The sequence below is a fragment of the Bacteroides intestinalis genome (genome assembly GCF_003464595.1).
GTDB classification, from domain to species: domain Bacteria; phylum Bacteroidota; class Bacteroidia; order Bacteroidales; family Bacteroidaceae; genus Bacteroides; species Bacteroides intestinalis_A.
In genome coordinates this window covers 460,892-479,380 of the sequence record NZ_QRZF01000001.1, presented here as the reverse complement: position 1 = coordinate 479,380, position 18,489 = coordinate 460,892, and the positions used below count along the sequence as shown (strand labels likewise).

Annotated in this window: 13 protein-coding genes; 9 read left to right on the top strand and 4 right to left on the bottom strand. The window is 43.4% G+C overall.

All coding sequences use genetic code 11. The annotated features are described in order from the left end of the window. Positions 1–7: 7 nt before the first annotated feature. Genes DWW10_RS01690 through DWW10_RS01680 form a run of 3 tightly spaced genes read left to right on the top strand, consistent with a single transcriptional unit; the run spans position 8 to position 7,395 of the window. Positions 8–3,073 carry a glycoside hydrolase family 2 TIM barrel-domain containing protein gene (locus tag DWW10_RS01690; protein ID WP_118420653.1) on the top strand — a complete coding sequence of 1,022 codons (3,066 nt, stop codon included), beginning with the start codon at positions 8–10 and terminating at the stop codon, positions 3,071–3,073. Between the two features lie 25 nt (positions 3,074–3,098). Then, positions 3,099–4,970, top strand: coding sequence for an alpha-L-fucosidase (locus DWW10_RS01685; RefSeq protein WP_022393713.1), 1,872 nt, complete (start codon positions 3,099–3,101; stop codon positions 4,968–4,970). Between the two features lie 4 nt (positions 4,971–4,974). Further along, positions 4,975–7,395: a sulfatase-like hydrolase/transferase gene (locus DWW10_RS01680; protein WP_022393712.1), complete on the top strand. Its 2,421-nt coding sequence runs from the start codon at positions 4,975–4,977 to the stop codon at positions 7,393–7,395. Positions 7,396–7,629: 234 nt separating this feature from the next. Here DWW10_RS01680 and DWW10_RS01675 read toward each other — a convergent pair whose 3' ends face one another. After that, a complete protein-coding gene (locus DWW10_RS01675) occupies positions 7,630–8,136 on the bottom strand; it encodes an RNA polymerase sigma factor (protein WP_022393711.1) in 507 nt (168 codons plus the stop codon). A 273-nt stretch (positions 8,137–8,409) separates the two neighbouring features. Next, positions 8,410–8,913, bottom strand: a complete 504-nt coding sequence (locus DWW10_RS01670) for an RNA polymerase sigma factor (protein WP_118221689.1) — start codon at positions 8,911–8,913, stop codon at positions 8,410–8,412. Between the two features lie 230 nt (positions 8,914–9,143). Between DWW10_RS01670 and glsA the strand changes: the two genes are divergently transcribed. Both glsA and glsB read left to right on the top strand, forming a co-directional pair. Continuing rightward, positions 9,144–9,962: a lyso-glycine lipid O-acyltransferase GlsA gene (gene glsA, locus DWW10_RS01665; RefSeq protein ID WP_118420652.1), complete on the top strand. Its 819-nt coding sequence runs from the start codon at positions 9,144–9,146 to the stop codon at positions 9,960–9,962. A gap of 37 nt (positions 9,963–9,999) precedes the next feature. Beyond that, complete coding sequence (gene glsB, locus DWW10_RS01660; RefSeq protein ID WP_022393708.1) at positions 10,000–10,986, top strand: glycine N(alpha)-acyltransferase GlsB; 987 nt, start codon at positions 10,000–10,002, stop codon at positions 10,984–10,986. A 21-nt stretch (positions 10,987–11,007) separates the two neighbouring features. Here glsB and DWW10_RS01655 read toward each other — a convergent pair whose 3' ends face one another. Then, on the bottom strand, positions 11,008–12,333 hold the full coding sequence (locus tag DWW10_RS01655) for a deoxyguanosinetriphosphate triphosphohydrolase (protein WP_022393707.1): 1,326 nt from the start codon (positions 12,331–12,333) through the stop codon (positions 11,008–11,010). A gap of 203 nt (positions 12,334–12,536) precedes the next feature. Between DWW10_RS01655 and dut the strand changes: the two genes are divergently transcribed. From dut to DWW10_RS01635, 4 genes are read left to right on the top strand one after another with little or no spacing between them, the layout of a single operon-like run. After that, positions 12,537–12,968 carry a dUTP diphosphatase gene (dut, locus tag DWW10_RS01650; protein WP_022393706.1) on the top strand — a complete coding sequence of 144 codons (432 nt, stop codon included), beginning with the start codon at positions 12,537–12,539 and terminating at the stop codon, positions 12,966–12,968. 22 nt (positions 12,969–12,990) lie between these two features. Next, the gene (locus DWW10_RS01645; protein WP_022393705.1) at positions 12,991–14,748 is read left to right on the top strand and encodes a tetratricopeptide repeat protein; all 1,758 of its coding nucleotides are present in this window, start codon (positions 12,991–12,993) and stop codon (positions 14,746–14,748) included. Continuing rightward, positions 14,745–15,341: a lipoprotein insertase outer membrane protein LolB1 gene (lolB1, locus tag DWW10_RS01640; protein ID WP_022393704.1), complete on the top strand. Its 597-nt coding sequence runs from the start codon at positions 14,745–14,747 to the stop codon at positions 15,339–15,341. The genes DWW10_RS01645 and lolB1 overlap by 4 nt, the downstream gene beginning before the upstream one ends. Then, positions 15,338–16,651, top strand: coding sequence for a murein hydrolase activator EnvC family protein (locus tag DWW10_RS01635; RefSeq protein WP_022393703.1), 1,314 nt, complete (start codon positions 15,338–15,340; stop codon positions 16,649–16,651). The genes lolB1 and DWW10_RS01635 overlap by 4 nt, the downstream gene beginning before the upstream one ends. A gap of 38 nt (positions 16,652–16,689) precedes the next feature. Here the strand turns inward: DWW10_RS01635 and DWW10_RS01630 are convergent, their stop codons facing one another. After that, entirely contained in the window at positions 16,690–18,420 is a 1,731-nt protein-coding gene (locus tag DWW10_RS01630; RefSeq protein ID WP_022393702.1) for an erythromycin esterase family protein, read from the bottom strand. Positions 18,421–18,489: the final 69 nt, after the last annotated feature.

Genomic DNA, 18,489 nt, shown 5'->3' with positions numbered 1-18,489 from the left:
TAGTACCATGAAAAAGACCCTGATGAGCTTGTGTCTGACTTGTCTGCTTACCGCCCCTGCTATAGCACAGACTGTACAGCCGGAATGGCAGAGCCAGTATGCCATCGGAAAAAACAAACTGGCACCACATACTTATATATGGCCTTATGCGAATGCTGTTGCTGCGGGTGAAGGCAATTATGAGCAGTCACCTTACTATATGAGTCTGAACGGTAAGTGGAAATTCCACTGGGTGAAGAATCCCGATCATCGTCCGAAAGACTTTTATAAACTTTCGTTCTATACGGGCGGATGGGCAGACATCGATGTACCCGGTAACTGGGAGCGTCAGGGATATGGTACGGCTATTTATGTGAACGAAACTTACGAATTTGATGATCCTCTGTTCAACTTCAAAAAGAATCCGCCGCTGGTGCCTTATGCAGAGAACGAAGTAGGTTCTTATCGCCGTACGTTCACGGTTCCTGCTGACTGGAAAGACCGTCGCATCGTGATTTGCTGTGAGGGTGTGATCTCTTTCTATTATATCTGGGTGAACGGACATATGCTGGGTTATAACCAAGGTTCAAAGACTCCTGCCGAATGGGATATCACGGACTATGTGCAGGAAGGAGAAAATACCGTGGCACTTGAAGTATATCGCTGGAGTGCAGGTTCCTATCTGGAATGTCAGGATATGTGGCGGTTGAGTGGTATTGAACGGGATGTCTATCTTTACAGTACTCCACGCCAGTTTATAGCTGATTATAAAGTAACTTCTTCTTTGGATAAGAAAGAGTATAAGGAAGGAATTTTCGGCCTTGATGTAACAGTTGAAGGAAGTGCGACTGGTGTGTCTACTTTGGCATATAGTCTGGAAGATACTGCAGGAAAGGCAATATTACAAAATGAAATACCGGTCAAGAGCCGTGGTTTGAGTAATTTTATTACCTTTGACGAACAGTCCCTTCCTGATGTAAAACGTTGGAGTGCAGAACACCCGAATCTTTATACATTGATATTGGCGTTGAAAGATGATGCAGGACATATAACACACCTGACCGGTTGCAAAGTCGGTTTCCGTACTTCCGAAATCAAGGATGGCCGTTTCTGTATCAACGGGGTACCTGTATTGGTAAAAGGTGCTAACCGGCATGAACATTCACAGTTGGGACGTACTGTCAGTAAAGAACTGATGGAAGAAGACATTCGCCTGATGAAACAACATAACCTGAATACTGTGCGCAACTCACATTATCCGACACATCCGTACTGGTATCAACTCTGCGACCGTTACGGCCTTTATGTGATAGATGAAGCAAACATCGAATCGCATGGCATGGGGTATGGCCCGGCTTCATTGGCAAAGGATAGCACTTGGCTGCCTGCACACATGGACCGTACGCAACGTATGTACGAACGTGCCAAGAACCATCCGGGTATCGTGATCTGGTCGTTGGGCAACGAAGCGGGTAACGGAATCAACTTTGAACGGACATATGATTGGATGAAGTCCATTGAAACCACCCGCCCTATACAATACGAGCGTGCCGAACAGAATTATAATACGGATATCTACTGCCGTATGTACCGCAGTGTGGAAGAACTGCTGGCCTATGCCCGCCAGACAGAACCGAAAGTGTATCGTCCTTTCATCATGACTGAATATCTGCATGCTATGGGCAATAGCGGAGGCGGGTTGAAAGAATACATGGATATTTTCGAAACAGAACCTATAGTGCAGGGTGGTTGCATCTGGGATTGGGTAGATCAGTCTTTCCGTGAAATAGATGCCGATGGTCGTTGGTATTGGACTTACGGTGGCGATTATGGTCCGAAGAATGTACCCAGTTTTGGAAACTTCTGCTGCAATGGTCTGGTGAATGCCGTCCGCGAACCTCATCCGCATTTGCTGGAAGTGAAGAAAGCATATCAATATATAAAGGCTACACTAGTTGATAAGAGTAACCTGACTTTAAATATAAAGAATTGGTATGATTTTACGAATCTCGATGCTTATACCTTACACTGGCAGGTGGTAGGTGATCATGGGAAAGTGATTGCTGACGGTACTCGTCGGGTAGATGCTGCTCCGCACGCCACCGTTGAAGTTACGTTGGGTACTGTACGTTTACCTTCTGATGTTCGTGAAGCTTATCTGAACTTAAGTTGGACGTCTGTGGATGCTGCTCCGTTTATTAATACGGATTACGAGGTAGCCTATGACCAATTTGTTCTTTCGGGTAATAAGAACCACCGGGCTCCGGAAACTAAACTTTCGGGTAAGGTGGAAATGAATATAGATCCGGCAACAGGGGCGCTTCGCTCTTATATTTATAATGGGAAAGAATTACTGGTTTCTCCCGTTACATTGAGCCTCTATCGTCCGGTGACGGATAATGATAACCGTGAAAAAGTAGGAGGAGCCAAAGCTTGGAAGAAAGCCGGGTTGGGTCAGTTGACACAGCGTGCCCTTACCGTGAAGACCTCTATCCGCGGTGGACGTGCCGAAGTGGAATTATTAAATGTCCGTGGTGAAAAAGTGGGAACCGCTTCTTTCATTTATACATTAAAGAAAAACGGTGAATTGGATATACAGACACACTTCGTGCCGGATACCACCGTTATCTCTTCACTGGCGCGTGTAGGGCTTACTTTTGAAATGCTTGATACTTACAGTCAGGTGTCTTATCTGGGGCGTGGAGCGCATGAAACTTATATGGATCGTAACCAATCCGGTAAAATAGGTATTTATCATACCAATGTGGAGCGCATGTTTCACTATTATGTTCGTCCGCAGGCAACGGGTAACCGTACGGATGTCCGTTGGATGCAACTTGCTGATGAGGCAGGTGAGGGGCTGGCATTCCGTTCCGATACCTCGTTCCAATTTAGTGTGATTCCTTTTACGGATGAGAATCTGGATGCAGCAACGCATATCAATCAATTACGGCGCGAAGGAGTGGTAACTGTTCATCTGGATGCAGCACAGGCAGGAGTCGGTACGGCCACCTGTGGCCCTGGAGTATTGCCGCAGTATCGTGTACCTGTGCAGGATTATACATTCCGGTTTACAATCCGTCCTTTGAAATAGATCGAAACCTATAACATAAGATAGCATGAAAAACCTGATTCTAACTACAGTTCTCAGTCTTACAATCCTTTCCGGATTGCAGGCACAAGAGACTTATTATGAAAAGCACGTTGCTTTTCCCGCTGGTGCTACAGTTGCGGAAAAGATAGAAATGGCTTCACGCCTTGTACCCACTCCCCAACAACTGGAGTGGCAGCGTATGGAACTGACCGCTTTCCTGCATTTCGGTGTAAATACTTTCACCGGACGAGAGTGGGGAGATGGTACTGAAGATCCTGCCATCTTTAATCCTACCTCGCTGGACTGCGAACAATGGGTGCGGACTCTTAAAGAATCCGGTTTCAAGATGGCCATCATCACCGCCAAACATCACGATGGCTTCTGTCTCTGGCCTACCAAAACGACCCGGCACTCCGTAGCATCTTCTTCTTGGAAAGGTGGAAAGGGAGATGTGGTACGTGAATTGCGCGATGCCTGCAAGAAGTATGGCATCAAGTTTGGAGTTTACCTCTCCCCGTGGGATCGTAATGCTTCTTGCTATGGTGATTCTCCTGCCTACAACCAGTTTTTCATCGAGCAACTGACTGAATTACTCACCAATTACGGTGAAGTCCATGAAGTGTGGTTTGACGGTGCCAACGGTGAAGGTCCTAATGGCAAAAAACAAATCTATGACTGGGATGCTATATTGAAAACCATTCGTCGCCTGCAACCTAAAGCAGTTACTGCTATCATGGGTGATGACGTTCGTTGGGTAGGCAATGAAAAAGGTATCGGTCGTGAAACAGAATGGAGTGCTACAGCTCTGACTCCGGGTATCTATCCCCGTTCCGGCGAACAGAATAAAGAATTGGGTATCTTCGGCAAGGCAAAGGACTTAGGCGGACGTGATATAGTGGCTCGCGCTACCGAACTTTTCTGGTATCCTTCTGAGGTAGATGTTTCCATCCGTCCGGGTTGGTTTTATCATGCTGATCAAGACAAGCAGGTGAAGTCTTTAAATCATCTGACGGATATTTATTTCAAGTCAGTAGGCTATAATTCCGTTCTTTTATTGAATATTCCGCCCGACCTTCGTGGGTTGATTAATGAAAATGATGTGCAGAGGCTGAAAGAATTTTCCAGTTATTTAAAGAAAACATTTGCCCGTAATTATGTGCTGAAAGGAAACGAGGCATGGCATGGAACTTCCGGTACAGTCCGCCAATATGATATACAGAAAGATGCGTTGGTGAATGCTTTCATGATTCAGGAAGATATCTCCAAAGGACAACGTATTGAAAGTTTCCTTGTAGAAGCGTATAAAGATGGTTCCTGGATTCATATGGCAGAAGGCACAACAGTAGGATATAAACGTCTTGTACGTTTCTCTGATACTCGTCCGGAGCGCATTCGTGTAACCATTCGCTCTGCCCGTGGTGTGGCTAATGTTGCTGCGGTCGGTCTTTTCTATGCAGAACCTCTTGCAGATAAGAATGAAGAAATACAACTCAGCAATGTACCTGTCGATGGATGGCAGGTGGTTGGTGGCAATGCAGATTCCCGTAAGGCTATTGATGGGGACCGGAAAACGGTTTGGCGTGCTTCCGCACTTACGCCATTGGTTGTTGATATGGGGGATAAAGTTGAAGTAAGTGGCTTTAGTTATGCTCCTTCCATAGGAGAGGATTTGACGGGAACTATCTATAAATATGCTTTCTATGTGAGCCTTGACGGACAGTCGTGGACTAAATGTGAGGCAAGTGGTGAATTCAGTAATATCATGCACAATCCTGTGCCTTACTTTGTACGGTTTGGCAAAACATATCCTGCCCGTTATTTCAAGCTGGAACCATTGTCGGAGATAAATAATAAAAATGTTGTAACGGTCGGTGAAGTCGGTATCCTGACAAAGTAGTGTTATGAAGAATTCGATACTCTCTATAGCCGCTATGGCATTGCTTTCAGGTAATGCCATAGCTCAGCAAAAGCCTAATATTATTCTTTTTCTGGTGGATGACATGGGATGGCAAGATACTTCCTTACCGTTCTGGAATGATACTACCGAATTGAATCATATTTATGAAACACCCAATATGGAGCGTCTGGCAAAGAAAGGTGTCAGGTTTACGCACGCTTATGCATGCCCTATCAGTTCCCCTTCACGTGTCAGCTTGTTTACGGGAGCAAACGCCGCCCGGCATAAAGTAACGAACTGGACGTTGAAGAAAGATACACCGACCGACCGGAAAAATGAGATGCTGGATTTTGAAGCATGGAATTATAATGGTCTGTGTCCTGAACCCGGGTTGGAACATTCTTTTTATGCGAAGTGCCTGCCACAATTGCTTCGTGAAAACGGATATACTACCATGATGGTAGGTAAAGCTCATTTCGGTTCGATAGATACACCTGCTGCCAATCCATTGGCTATCGGCTTCGATTATAACATAGCCGGTCATGCAGCCGGTGCTATGGGCAGCTATCTGGGCGAAGAAGGATATGGTGCTTCCGGCAAGCCGGAATGGGCAGCGATATGGGCTGTGCCCGATTTGGAAAAGTATCATGGAACAGATACTTTCCTTACTGAGGCTTTGACATTGGAGGCAAAAGGGCTTATGGATAAGGCTCTTGACCAGTCTAAGCCTTTTTTCCTCTATATGAGTCATTATGCCGTGCATGCGCCTTTCGGGACAGATAAACGTTTCTATCAGAAGTATATGGATAAAGGGCTTCCACATAAAGAGGCGCAGTATGCTGCCTTGGTGGAGGGTATGGACAAGAGCTTGGGAGATTTGATGGACTATGTAGACCGGAAAGGCATTGCAGATCACACAGTTATTATTTTCATGTCGGATAATGGTGGCTATACAATAGGCCGTGCGGATAAAAATGCTCCATTGAGTGAAGGAAAAGGTTCCTTGAAAGAAGGAGGAATTCGCGAACCGATGATCGTCTATTATCCGAATGTAACGCCCCCCTCAACCATGAATGATACACCAGTCATTATTGAAGATTTCTTCCCGACTCTGTTGGAAATAGCTGGAGTACATGATTATCAGACACCACAGCAGATTGACGGGCAGAGCTTTATGGCACAGGTGAAGGGACAGACTGGAGAAAAAGAACGTGCTTTATTTTTCCATTATCCGAATAATTGGGGTGAGAGAATACAAACGATTGGTGCTCCACAAAGTGCCGTTGTGAAAGGTGACTGGAAATTAATTCATTATTACGAAACCGGCAGCAGTTGTCTATACAACTTGAACGATGATATTTCCGAACAGCATGATTTGTCTGCATGTTATCCGGATAAAGTGAAGGAGCTGGCTAAAGTTTTGAGTGACTATCTGCGAGCTCAACATGCCACTATGCCTATTCTGAAAACTACCGGCAAGTTTGTTCCCTATCCCGATGGAGAAGACGTAGAGAGGGTATTGCCGAAAGATGATGAAACATTGGTGTATGACAATCCGGGGGATGCCCTGCACTTGAAGAAGGGCGATATGCATCCTAAAATGAAAGGATGGTCTTTTTATACAGCCCATGAGTTTAATGATAAGGATACGAAAAAGGGACTGCCGCTTGGCTTTGTAGAGCATAGAGGCTTGCACATGTCACGTACGGCAAAGGTCGATAACAGGAAATGTTCAAAAGTAGAAGATGGAGTTTTGCGCATCTGGAGTGTAGAAGAGAAAGACTCGATAGACAACCGCTTCGGTAAGAAAGTGAAGTATTCCCACGGTTGCTATCGCACCTCACTTCCCGGCAGTAAGGAGTTCTGGTGTAACTTTACTGAAAATATGCGTATTGAGATACGTTTCAAACGTACTCCTTATGTAGGCTTCAATGATGCTCTCTGGTTTATGGGGAACAATAACCGTCCTTGGCCGAAGAATGGTGAGATCGATCTTTTGGAGAATCCCAAGAAGACATTGAATGATTGTGCTCATTTCACGCTCCATTCCGAAAACCACTATGCCGGTGTAGTAGGCGGTGGCGGTAGTGTCACTTCTTCCATCAATCTTGCCGATATGTCTCAATGGAATATCTATTGGCTGGAATGGTATCCCGACCGCATTGTAGGAGGTGTCAACGGACAAGCCTATTTTGAACATCACAAAGGGGCTGATGGCAATACCGACTGGCCTTGGAGTGATCCGCTGGGCTTCTTCCTGATTTTCAGTACGGGTATCTCTACGAACCCGAATGCCTGGCCTGGTGCTATCATTCCTTCCGAATGGAAAAAAGATGCCAAGCCTGCCATGTATATCGACTGGATACGCGTTTATACGAATAAGGATTATAAAGGCGAAAATCCTCCTGCCCCCAGATTTTACTAATCAAATACCTGCCCGGGCTGCACTTGCTCCGTACCAACTCCGTACTTTCTCCGTGTAGAGGTACTTCTGAGTGGAGAATGTACGGAGCAAGTACGGCTTTGGTATGGTTCGGGTGTGGAGCAGACCCCTAAAAAAGATAGGGCAGACCGGATTACTCCTGCCTGCCCATTATCTCTCTAACACAACTAAAATTCTATGTGATGTATTGATTCTGCTTATTATTATTCTTTATTATTAAACAAAATCTTTCAATTCTTGTTGTAACTTCTGTCGGGTGAAGAAGATACGGCTTTTTACTGTACCTAATGGTAATCCCAGCTTCTCTGCAATTTCGCGGTATTTGAAACCGGATACGTGCATTGAGAACGGAATCTTGTATTCACGGGGCAGAGCATTTACTATACGGTGCATCTCTTTCAGATCATAAGCGCTTTCCGTGCAATCGAATCCCGATTCCTGCGGTAAGTTGAGATGATAGAGATTATCTGTTTGGTCTACGAAAGTCTGATCGCGAACTACTTTACGGTAGTTGTTGATAAAGATGTTACGCATGATGGTATACATCCATCCTTTGAAATTCGTATCAGGTGCATATTTATCTTCGTTATCTAACGCCTTTAATGAGGTTTCCTGGAGTAGGTCGTTTGCTTCTTCGTGATCCGAGGTTAATTTGTATGCAAAGCGTAATAAATCGTCTTGTACCCCGAGTAATTCTTTTTGGAATGTAATACTGTTATTCATAATCAATTCTCCTTTTCAATAGTTATTCTTTTGTTTTGCCTTTTGACTTTGCAATTTTACGAAAGATACGTCACTTTAACGGACGGAATTCTCGCAATAAATGGGGGGAAAACTATCAATTGATAGTTTTCGGGTGATAAATTGATAGTTTTCGGGTGTTTTGATGGCGTTCATACAGGAGGCTTCTGACCTCTGTATGAACACTCTGTTATATCAAAACGTTATCGGTTTAGGTTGAATAAGGTAATCCCTGGTTTTATCTTGCCAGTCAGGTTATCTGAAGTCTTTCAGTTCTTGCTGCAACTTCTGGCGTGTAAAGAATATGCGGCTCTTTACTGTGCCTAAGGGTAATCCCAGCTTTTCTGCAATTTCGCGGTATTTGAAACCGGATACATGCATAGAGAATGGAATCTTATATTCGCGTGGCAAGGCATTTACTATGCGGTGCATCTCTTTCAGGTCATAAGCGCTTTCGGTGTTTGCAAATCCGGATTCCTGTGGCAGATTAAGATGATAAAGATTATCAGTCTGGTCTACGAAGGTCTGGTCGCGAACCACCTTGCGATAGTTATTAATAAAGATATTGCGCATGATGGTGTACATCCAGCCTTTGAAATTAGTGTCGGGTACATATTTGTCTTCATTATCCAATGCCTTTAATGAGGTTTCCTGAAGCAAATCATTTGCTTCTTCACGGTCGGAGGTTAATTTGTATGCGAAACGTAATAAATCGCTTTGTACTCCGAGCAAATCTTTTTGGAATGTAATACTGTTCATATCGTTCTCCTTTTTTATATAGTTATTCGTTTGTTTGACTTTTGATGTTGCAATTTTACGAAAGTTATCTAACTCCGACGGACGCATTTCAAGCAATCTTTAGGGCAAAAACTATCAAATGATAGTTTTTGGGCGTCTTTTGTTTGTTTTTGGGTGCAGTTTTAGACAATTTTATTGCGTATAATTAAAAAGATGAGTTAATTTTGCGCAATCATTTCATCTTAAAAAGAATGGCTGACGACTCTTTATTTTTGATTGATATTGATAAAGTACTCCGGGAAAAGGCTCCGAAGTACTATAAGTACATCCCCAGATTCGTAGTTTCTTATCTGAAAAGAATTGTTCATCAGGAAGAACTGAATGTTTTCCTGCGCGATTCTAAGGATAAAGTGGGTGTAGACTTTTTAAAAGCCTGCCTGGAATTTCTGGATGCCAATATCGTGGTGAAGGGAGAAGAAAACCTACCGAAAGAAGGACTCTATACCTTTGTCTCCAATCATCCATTGGGAGGCCAGGATGGTGTGGCCTTGGGATATGTACTGGGCTCTTTTTATAATGGTAAGGTGAAGTATATGGTAAATGACTTGCTGATGAACCTGCAAGGATTAGCCCCTCTCTGTATACCTATTAATAAGACCGGAAAACAGGCAAAAGACTTTCCGAGAATGGTAGAAGCAGGCTTTGCATCCGATGATCAATTGATTATGTTTCCGGCCGGGTTGTGTTCTCGTCGTCAGAATGGAGTGATCCGTGACTTGGATTGGAAAAAGACCTTTGTAGTGAAGAGTGTGCAGACACATCGTGATGTTGTCCCTATTCATTTCGAGGGCCGGAATTCGAACTTTTTTTATAATTTGGCTAACATCTGTAAATTCTTGGGCATCAAGGTTAATATTGCTATGCTCTATCTTGCGGATGAGATGCTGAAGAACCGTCATAAAACGTTTACCGTTACCATTGGGAAACCTATTTCCTGGCAGACTTTTGATAAATCGAAGACTCCTGCCGAGTGGGCGGCTTACGTAAAAGATATCGTTTATAAATTATAGAACTTAGTTTTAATAAGAGAACTACTAACAAAAAAATATGGAAGAGATTATTGAACCTATAAGTAAGGACCTTCTGAAAGCGGAATTGACCGAAGAGAAGCGTCTGCGTACGACCAACAAGAGCCATAATCAGATTTATATCATTACAGCTCAGGATTCTCCGAATATAATGCAGGAAATCGGACGTTTGCGTGAGATTGCTTTTCGTGCGGCAGGCGGGGGAACAGGAAAACCGCTGGATATCGATGAATACGATATCATGGAAAATCCTTATAAACAGCTGATTGTTTGGAATCCGGAGGCAGAAGAAATATTGGGCGGTTACCGTTATCTCCTTGGTACGGATGTTCAATATGACGAACATGGCGCTCCCATTCTGGCTACGGCTCATATGTTCAATTTCTCTGAAAAGTTCCTGAAGGAGTATCTTCCTACTACTATTGAGTTAGGTCGTTCGTTTGTTACAGTGGAATATCAGTCTACCCGTGCCGGTAGCAAAGGCTTATTTGCGTTAGATAATTTGTGGGACGGACTGGGAGCATTGACAGTAGTTATGCCGAATGTGAAATATTTCTTCGGTAAAGTAACTATGTATCCAAGCTATCACCGCCAGGGACGCGACATGATTCTTTATTTTTTGAAGAAGCACTTTGCGGATAAAGATAATCTGATTACTCCGATGAAACCGCTGGAAATGGAAGCTAAAGAAGCTGATTTGGCTGCTTTGTTTTGTAAGAAGACATTTAAGGAAGACTATAAGATATTGAATTGCGAGATACGTAAGTTAGGTTACAATATTCCGCCGTTGGTGAATGCTTACATGAGCCTGAGCCCAACCATGCGTATGTTTGGCACCGCTATTAACTACGGTTTCGGTGATGTAGAAGAAACCGGTATCTTGATTGCTGTGGACGAAATTCTGGCAGAAAAGCGTATTCGCCATATCCAATCGTTCATAGAAAATGAACCGGAGTCTTGCAAACTGACTTCCGGTGCTAATAAAGTCTTTTTCCCGAGTAGATAATGGTTGTGCCTGAGGCACAACTTATACTGCCGGCAAACTATTCCCGTTGATCTTTCTGTAGAGGTCGAGAGCGAAGACATCTGTCATACCCGAGATATAATCCAATACCGCCTGTATTCTTTCATAGAGTATGGGCGCTTTTATATTATACTGGCCGGATACCCGGTTGATGAGTAGCTGTGAGTAAGCTTTTTCAGGTGAACGAACGGCATCTATCATTAAGTCGAGCAGAGTGCTGATGATGCGGAAACCGGCAAGTTCAATATCCAATACGTCGCGTGAGCGATAAATCTTCTTTAGAGAAATGTCGGCACAATGATTATAAGCACTGGCAGGCAGTTCGGATATATGTTTGATGAGGCTTCCCTCAAATTCTCCTTCCAATATTCTTTCTTCATTGTTCAGGAAGGCCTGAGTACATTCCTGGATTAGCAATCCAATGACACAGGAACGCAGATAAGCTATTTGCTCATTGACATCGCTGACAAAATCCAGTGTTTTGAGCATGTGTGCCTTACGCTCTTCAGGAAAGTAAGAAAGGAGTAAATCTTGTGTTTCTCCGGTGGTGAGTATCTTTAGTTTATGGGCATCTTCAATATCCATCATCTGGTAACAGATGTCGTCTGCCGCTTCTACCAGATAGACGAGTGGATGGCGGGCATATTTCAGTGGATCATCATTCAATCTTTTCATACCCAGTTCTTCGGCTATCCGTCGGAAACTTTCTTCTTCCGTGGTGAAGAAACCGAATTTAGACTTTTTGCCGGCTAAACTCGATGAAAAGGGGTATTTTACGATACTTGCCAGAGTGGAGTAGGTAAGAACGAAACCACCTTTACGCCGTCCTTCGAACTGATGGGTGAGTAAGCGGAAGGCATTGGCGTTTCCTTCAAAGTGTGTCAAGTCTTCCCATTGTGCGGCAGGCAGCTGCTCTTTCAGTGCCATACCTTTTCCTTCAGAGAAGAAAGTGGAGATGGCCCGCTCTCCGGAGTGTCCGAAGGGGGGATTACCTAAATCGTGTGCCAGGCAGGCAGCTGATACAATGGAACCTATTTCTGGAAGATAAGAATTTTGCAGTTCGGGCTGGCGGGCAAGGATTGCCTTGGCTACATTAGTCCCTAATGAGCGGCCTACACAGGATACTTCCAAGCTATGTGTCAGGCGGTTGTGTACGAAAATACTACCCGGAAGGGGAAAGACTTGTGTTTTGTTCTGCAAGCGGCGGAAAGGAGCTGAAAAAACGAGACGGTCATAGTCACGCTGGAACTCTGAACGGTTTTCGTGACGCTCCTGATGAAACTCTTCCAGTCCGAAACGCTTGGCAGATATGAGGGTATTCCAATTCATGGCGATAATTACGAATTATGAATTACAAATTATAAATGGCAAAAGAGAGGGGGACATTTGCCCTTTGTTATTATTTAACTGCAAATGTATCACTATTTTGCTTTAAAAGCTGTATTTTCGCCCAATTAAAAAAAGAAGAACTGCTATTAAATACTGAATAGCGGCAGTTCGTAATTTATAATTCGTAATTTGTAATTATTGTCATGAACGTACAAATCATTAATAAATCGAAACATCCGCTTCCGGCTTATGCCACTGAACTGTCCGCAGGAATGGACATCTGTGCTAATCTTTCAGAACCTATTTCGTTAGCTCCGATGCAGCGTTGCCTGGTACCTACGGGATTGTATATTGCCCTGCCGCCGGGGTTCGAAGCACAAGTACGTCCTCGCAGTGGTTTGGCTATAAAGAAAGGTATTACTGTGTTGAACTCTCCGGGAACGATTGATGCCGATTATCGTGGGGAAGTTTGCATCATCCTTGTAAACCTGTCATCGGAGACTTTTGTGATAGAAGATGGGGAACGTGTAGCCCAGATGGTGATAGCACGCCACGAACAAGCCACCTGGCAGGAAGTGGAAGTGTTGGATGAAACGGTGCGCGGTGCCGGTGGTTTCGGCCATACGGGAGTGTAACAATTGATAATTGCAACTGATAATGAAGATTAGATTTAACATACTATCGCTTTTCCTGTTGTGCGCGTTACTTGTATCGTGTGGTACTTCCCGTCAGGGAAGTAAGAAGCAACGGAAAGGGATGAAGACGCAGGTTGTGCTTACGCCCGAACAACAGCGTAAATACGATTACTTCTTTCTGGAAGCTTCCCGCCTGAAGATGCAAAATGATTATGGAGCTGCTTTCGATTTGTTGCAGCACTGTCTGAGCATCAATCCGAATGCGTCATCGGCTCTATATGAAATATCGCAATATTACATGTTCCTCAAACAAGTTCCCCAGGGACAGGCAGCTTTAGAAAAAGCTGTGGAGAATGATCCGGATAATTACTGGTATAGTCAGGGACTGGCAAGCCTGTATCAGCAGCAGAACGAGATGCAAAAGGCTACTGACTTGCTGGAAAGCATGGTCACCCGCTTCCCGGATAAGATGGACGCTCTATACAGCTTACTGGAAATATATAATCGCTTGGAAGAGTATGATAATGTGATTACTACTCTGAATCGTCTGGAAGAAAAGATGGGTAAGAACGAGCAGCTCAGTATGGAGAAATTCCGCATTTACTTACAGATGAAAGATAATCAGAGTGCTTTCCGTGAGATTGAAAGTCTGGTGGAAGAATATCCGATGGATATGCGTTATCAAGTAGTGCTGGGTGATGTCTATATGCAGAATGGCAAGAAGGATGAAGCTTACAACATGTACAAGAAAGTGCTTGCTACCGAACCGGATAATGCCATGGCCATGTACTCACTGGCATCCTACTATGAGCAGACCGGACAGAAAGAGCTTTATGAACAGCAATTGGATACCCTTTTGCTGAACAAGAAAGTACCTTCCGATACTAAATTGAATGTAATGCGCCAGTTTGTGGTTGAGAATGAACGGGCAGGCAAGGATAGTACTCGCGTGATTACCCTTTTCGACCGTATCTTGGAACAGGATCAGGACGATGCACAAATGCCTATGCTCTATGCCCAATATCTCCTTTCCAAAGGGATGAATAAAGAGACAATGCCTGTGCTGGAACAGGTGTTGGACATAGACCCTACCAACACTGCTGCCCGTATGACGCTTCTGGGTGAGGCGATTCGTAAGGAAGATTATAAAGAAGTGATCCGGCTTTGTGAGGCAGGTGTTGAATCCAATCCGGATATGTTGGAATTCTATTTCTATCTTGCTATAGCTTATAATCAGGCAGAACGGGCAGACGATGCACTTGCCGTTTGCCAGAAGGCTTTGGAAAACATTACGGAAAAGAGCAAGAAAGAAGTCGTTTCGGATTTCTATGCCATCATGGGTGATATTTATCATACGAAAAAGATGAATGCAGAGGCCTATGCCGCTTATGATTCTGCATTGGTTTACAATTCGGCGAATATCGGAGCCATGAATAACTATGCTTATTATCTTTCTCTGGAACGTCGTGATCTGGATAAAGCGGAGGAAATGAGTTATAAAACCGTGAAGGCTGAGCCGAATAATTCTACTTACCTGGATACTTATGCCTGGATTTTATTTGAGAAAGGTAATTATGCTGAAGCACGCCTTTATATAGACGATGCAATGAAGAATGAAGGTGATAAGAGTGATACCATTGTAGAGCATTGCGGTGATATCTATTATATGACCGGTGATGTGGACGGCGCCTTGAAGTATTGGAAGCAGGCCCGGGAAATGGGTAGTGAGTCCAAAACATTGAAAAAGAAGATTGAGAAAAAGAAATATATACCAGAATGAGAGTATTATACAGCAAATACAGCACAGCAGGACGTATTCGTATCCTGCCCTTTTTGCTTCTCCTAAGTTTAGTGGTAGGTCTTTCCGGCTGTAAGACTTCCCAGAAAATGACTTCATCAACAGGAGAACCTCGCTATTTGTCTTCTAAGGTACAACTGACCATTCCCAATAAAGGGGGTACAGTTACAGTGAATGGTACAATGAAGTTAGTGAGTGGAGAACGTATGCAACTTTCTTTTTTGATGCCTATTCTTCGCAGTGAAATAGCTCGATTGGAAATCACTCCCAACGATGTACTGGTAGTAGATCGTATGGGAAAACGTTATGTTCAGGCTACCCGCAAAGAATTGAAAGACATCCTGCCCAGGAAGGCAGACTTTGCCTATCTGGAAAAGATTCTTTTTGATGCTGCCAAACCCGGTGGTAAGGCCACTTTGACGGGCAAAGAACTGGGTATCCCTTCTTTGGAGAAAGGTAAAATTGTTCTTACCGACTTCTCGAACAAAGAGATATCGTTGACACCTACTCAGGTGTCTTCCAGATATACTAAAGTTGAATGGACTGAACTTTTAGAGATGCTGGCGAAGTTATGAGACATTTTCTTTGTATTTTCATAGGTTGTTTCTGTCTGGCTCTGCCGCTTTGTGCCCAATCCAACAAGATGATAAAGGAGTTGGAAAGTAAACGGGGTACTTTGCAAAAGCAGATAGCTGAGTCGGAAACACTCTTGAACACTACAAAGAAAGATGTAGGTAGCCAGTTGAACGGGCTTGCCGCCCTTACCGGACAGATAGAGGAACGGAAACGGTATATCCTTACCATCAATAATGATATGGAGACTATAGACCGTGAATTATCTAAACTGGAACGGCAATTGGTCCGCCTTGAAAACGATTTGAAGGATAAGAAAAAGAAATATGAGGCTTCCGTCCAATATCTGTATAAGAATCGTTCCATTCAGGAAAAGCTTCTTTTTATTCTTTCTGCTAAAACGCTGTCGCAGACGTATCGCCGTATGCGCTATGTGCGCGAATATGCCGACTATCAGCGTCTGCAAGGTGAAGAGATTCTGAAAAAACAAGAACAGGTCAATCAAAAGAAAACAGAACTGCAACAGGTAAAGAAAGCGAAGGCCAGTTTACTGAAAGAGCGTGAAGTAGAGAAAGAAAAGTTGGAAGCTCAGGAAAAGGAAAAGAAGACTTTGGTGGCCAACCTGCAGAAGAAACAACGCGGTTTGCAGAATGAACTCAATAAAAAGCGTAAGGAAGCTAACCAATTGAATGCACGTATCGATCGATTGATAGCCGAAGAAATAGAGAAAGCCCGTAAACGTGCAGCTGAAGAAGCCCGTAAGGAAGCTGCTGCCCGTAAAAAAACTGCTGCCAAAGAAACGAAACCGACAGCAACTTCTTCTTCCGAAAAGACTACAACAAAGAAAGCGGCGCCTCTTGAAACCTATACGATGGATAAGGCAGACCGGGAACTCTCCGGTAGCTTTATCAGCAACCGTGGCAAGCTGCCAATGCCTATTACAGGACCCTATATTATTACCAGCCGCTATGGACAGTATTCCGTAGAAGGACTTCATAATGTAAAACTGGATAATAAGGGTATTGACATTCAGGGTAAGCCCGGTGCGCAGGCACGTGCTATCTTTAATGGAAAGGTGGCTGCTGTTTTCCAGTTGAACGGTCTTTTCAATATCTTGATTCGTCATGGAAACTACATATCTGTCTACTGTAACTTATCTTCAGCCTCAGTGAAGACGGGCGATACTGTAACTACCCGGCAAAATATCGGACAGATATTCTCGGACGGTGCCGACAATGGGCGTACGGTGCTTCACTTCCAGTTGCGTAAGGAGAAGGAAAAACTGAATCCGGAACCGTGGCTGAGCCGCTGATGCTTTATGGAACGAAATCTTTCCCTGTCTTTTCTTATTTATAGCGGAATGGATTTCTTTATAAATAATACCCCATCATATTCGTGCATCATGTCTGTGATGGTGAATTCATAATAGTAGTTGAATGGTTCGACACCATAGTTCCTCATCAGCATCGGTTTGTGCAGCCATTCATTGGATGCATTCTTGTGGTCATGCAAACGATTTAAATCTAAGAAAAAGCAGGGGGCTGTTATCTGATTAAAAAGATATTCATAGGATCCTTGCACCGACTCGTTAATGACTGTCTGATTCTTCGATAATGCTGCTTTCTTGAAACAATCGGTACCATCGTAATAGCAAGTACCTATGATATAGTATTGATCCTGAAAGCGTTCCTTTAGCCAAGATCCTGTCTTTTGGGTTCCCTTATGGATGTTGCCCACATGTAGATTGTGGGCCATATAAATAATCTTCTCATCCGGATAGAGAGAATGTAAGCGACTTATATTGTCAGCCATTTGCTTTTCTCTTTCTTGTGCATCGAAAGACAGATAGTGGAGCAAATGATCTGCATAATAGCAAAGTAATATTTCCTGTTCCTTATCCGGTTTCATGGAGGTTATGTCTTGTTTGATGGATTCCAGCTTTTCTTTGAGATACTTTTTATGCTTTTCATTAAAAGGTAGTTCTCCAATCTTTTCCCATTTATTCATTGAAGTTTTTAATATATGGCGAATTGAATCTAGTTCCTGTGAATGCCTGCCAAAGGTTCCTTTATCTATTTCCTCAATCATTCCTTCATATCTGCTATTAACATCTACGCCAAAGACCCTGACTTTTCTTGCTACCGATTTATTGTACTTTCTTAGCCATCCAGTGAAGTTTATGAAATCTGGATTCTCATACATTATATTAATCCCTCTCTCTGCGGTGTCTGAGCCCCCCTGGATAATTTTATTTATAGCTTCTCCCACTTCGGGGCTATCTTCAATGGTTATAAGAGTGAACCCTTCATATTCAATGAGAGCCTGGGCTATCCTATTTTTCAATTTGATAATGGAAGAGGAACCATGTACATTGTCGCCTATACCCACAATTAAGGGAGCGGGTAATGCCTTTCCAAACAGTTGCCCATCTATTGGCTCATCGTCAGAAAACGAAATAATATGATTGCTTAACCATTCTTTTTCTTTTTCCGTCAGACTGGTAGTTCTGGGGGAAATTTCTTTTGAGAGTTCACCGTTTAATTTTATCTGGTAATTGTCCAGCCAGATTTCTCCATATCCCATCATGATAACTCCCATATATATATTGGAAGCAGGTGTTATGTCTTTGAGTATGAGTGTGGCTGATGATTCTGCCCATTCTCTGTCGGCAACATCATTTCCGATAACTAAATTATTGTTTTGGGGATTTATTTTGTCTATGATCTGGACAAAAGCACCGATGTGCATAGTAGAGTCAGCTGCTTTACTTTTAATTTGTACGGATACACTTATCTTTCCATTTTCTAAATCCGAATAGTTGAATGCAGTCGTCACATCCTGCAATATCAAACCATACGGAGTACTTGCTTGTTCCACATCAGCTTGTTGTCTCACTCCTTTTAGTGAATATTTGCCTGATAAGTTTATGATGGAGTCAGGTGTAACACTTATGGCAGGGTGCGTCCAGCACAAAGGATATTTGTTCGCCTGCCAGTATTCGAAGCCTAAGTTTGAGAAAGACTGGGCATGAATGAATGTCAATTGTAGTACGAAGGAGAAGAATATAAGTGTTTTTTTCATGGATGGTTGTTTCTTTGTTTTTTCAAAGATAATGAAAAGTAAATGATTATCAGTAATCTTTGTTCTTTT

Coding starts and splice junctions, on each gene's coding strand:
- DWW10_RS01685 (WP_022393713.1), top strand. CDS start 3,099: ATGAAAAACCTGATTCTAACTACAGTTCTCAGTCTTACAATCCTTTCC.
- DWW10_RS01675 (WP_022393711.1), bottom strand. CDS start 8,136: ATGAATAACAGTATTACATTCCAAAAAGAATTACTCGGGGTACAAGAC.
- DWW10_RS01630 (WP_022393702.1), bottom strand. CDS start 18,420: ATGAAAAAAACACTTATATTCTTCTCCTTCGTACTACAATTGACATTC.
- DWW10_RS01680 (WP_022393712.1), top strand. CDS start 4,975: ATGAAGAATTCGATACTCTCTATAGCCGCTATGGCATTGCTTTCAGGT.
- DWW10_RS01645 (WP_022393705.1), top strand. CDS start 12,991: ATGAAGATTAGATTTAACATACTATCGCTTTTCCTGTTGTGCGCGTTA.
- DWW10_RS01690 (WP_118420653.1), top strand. CDS start 8: ATGAAAAAGACCCTGATGAGCTTGTGTCTGACTTGTCTGCTTACCGCC.
- dut (WP_022393706.1), top strand. CDS start 12,537: ATGAACGTACAAATCATTAATAAATCGAAACATCCGCTTCCGGCTTAT.
- DWW10_RS01655 (WP_022393707.1), bottom strand. CDS start 12,333: ATGAATTGGAATACCCTCATATCTGCCAAGCGTTTCGGACTGGAAGAG.
- glsB (WP_022393708.1), top strand. CDS start 10,000: ATGGAAGAGATTATTGAACCTATAAGTAAGGACCTTCTGAAAGCGGAA.
- DWW10_RS01635 (WP_022393703.1), top strand. CDS start 15,338: ATGAGACATTTTCTTTGTATTTTCATAGGTTGTTTCTGTCTGGCTCTG.
- DWW10_RS01670 (WP_118221689.1), bottom strand. CDS start 8,913: ATGAACAGTATTACATTCCAAAAAGATTTGCTCGGAGTACAAAGCGAT.
- glsA (WP_118420652.1), top strand. CDS start 9,144: ATGGCTGACGACTCTTTATTTTTGATTGATATTGATAAAGTACTCCGG.
- lolB1 (WP_022393704.1), top strand. CDS start 14,745: ATGAGAGTATTATACAGCAAATACAGCACAGCAGGACGTATTCGTATC.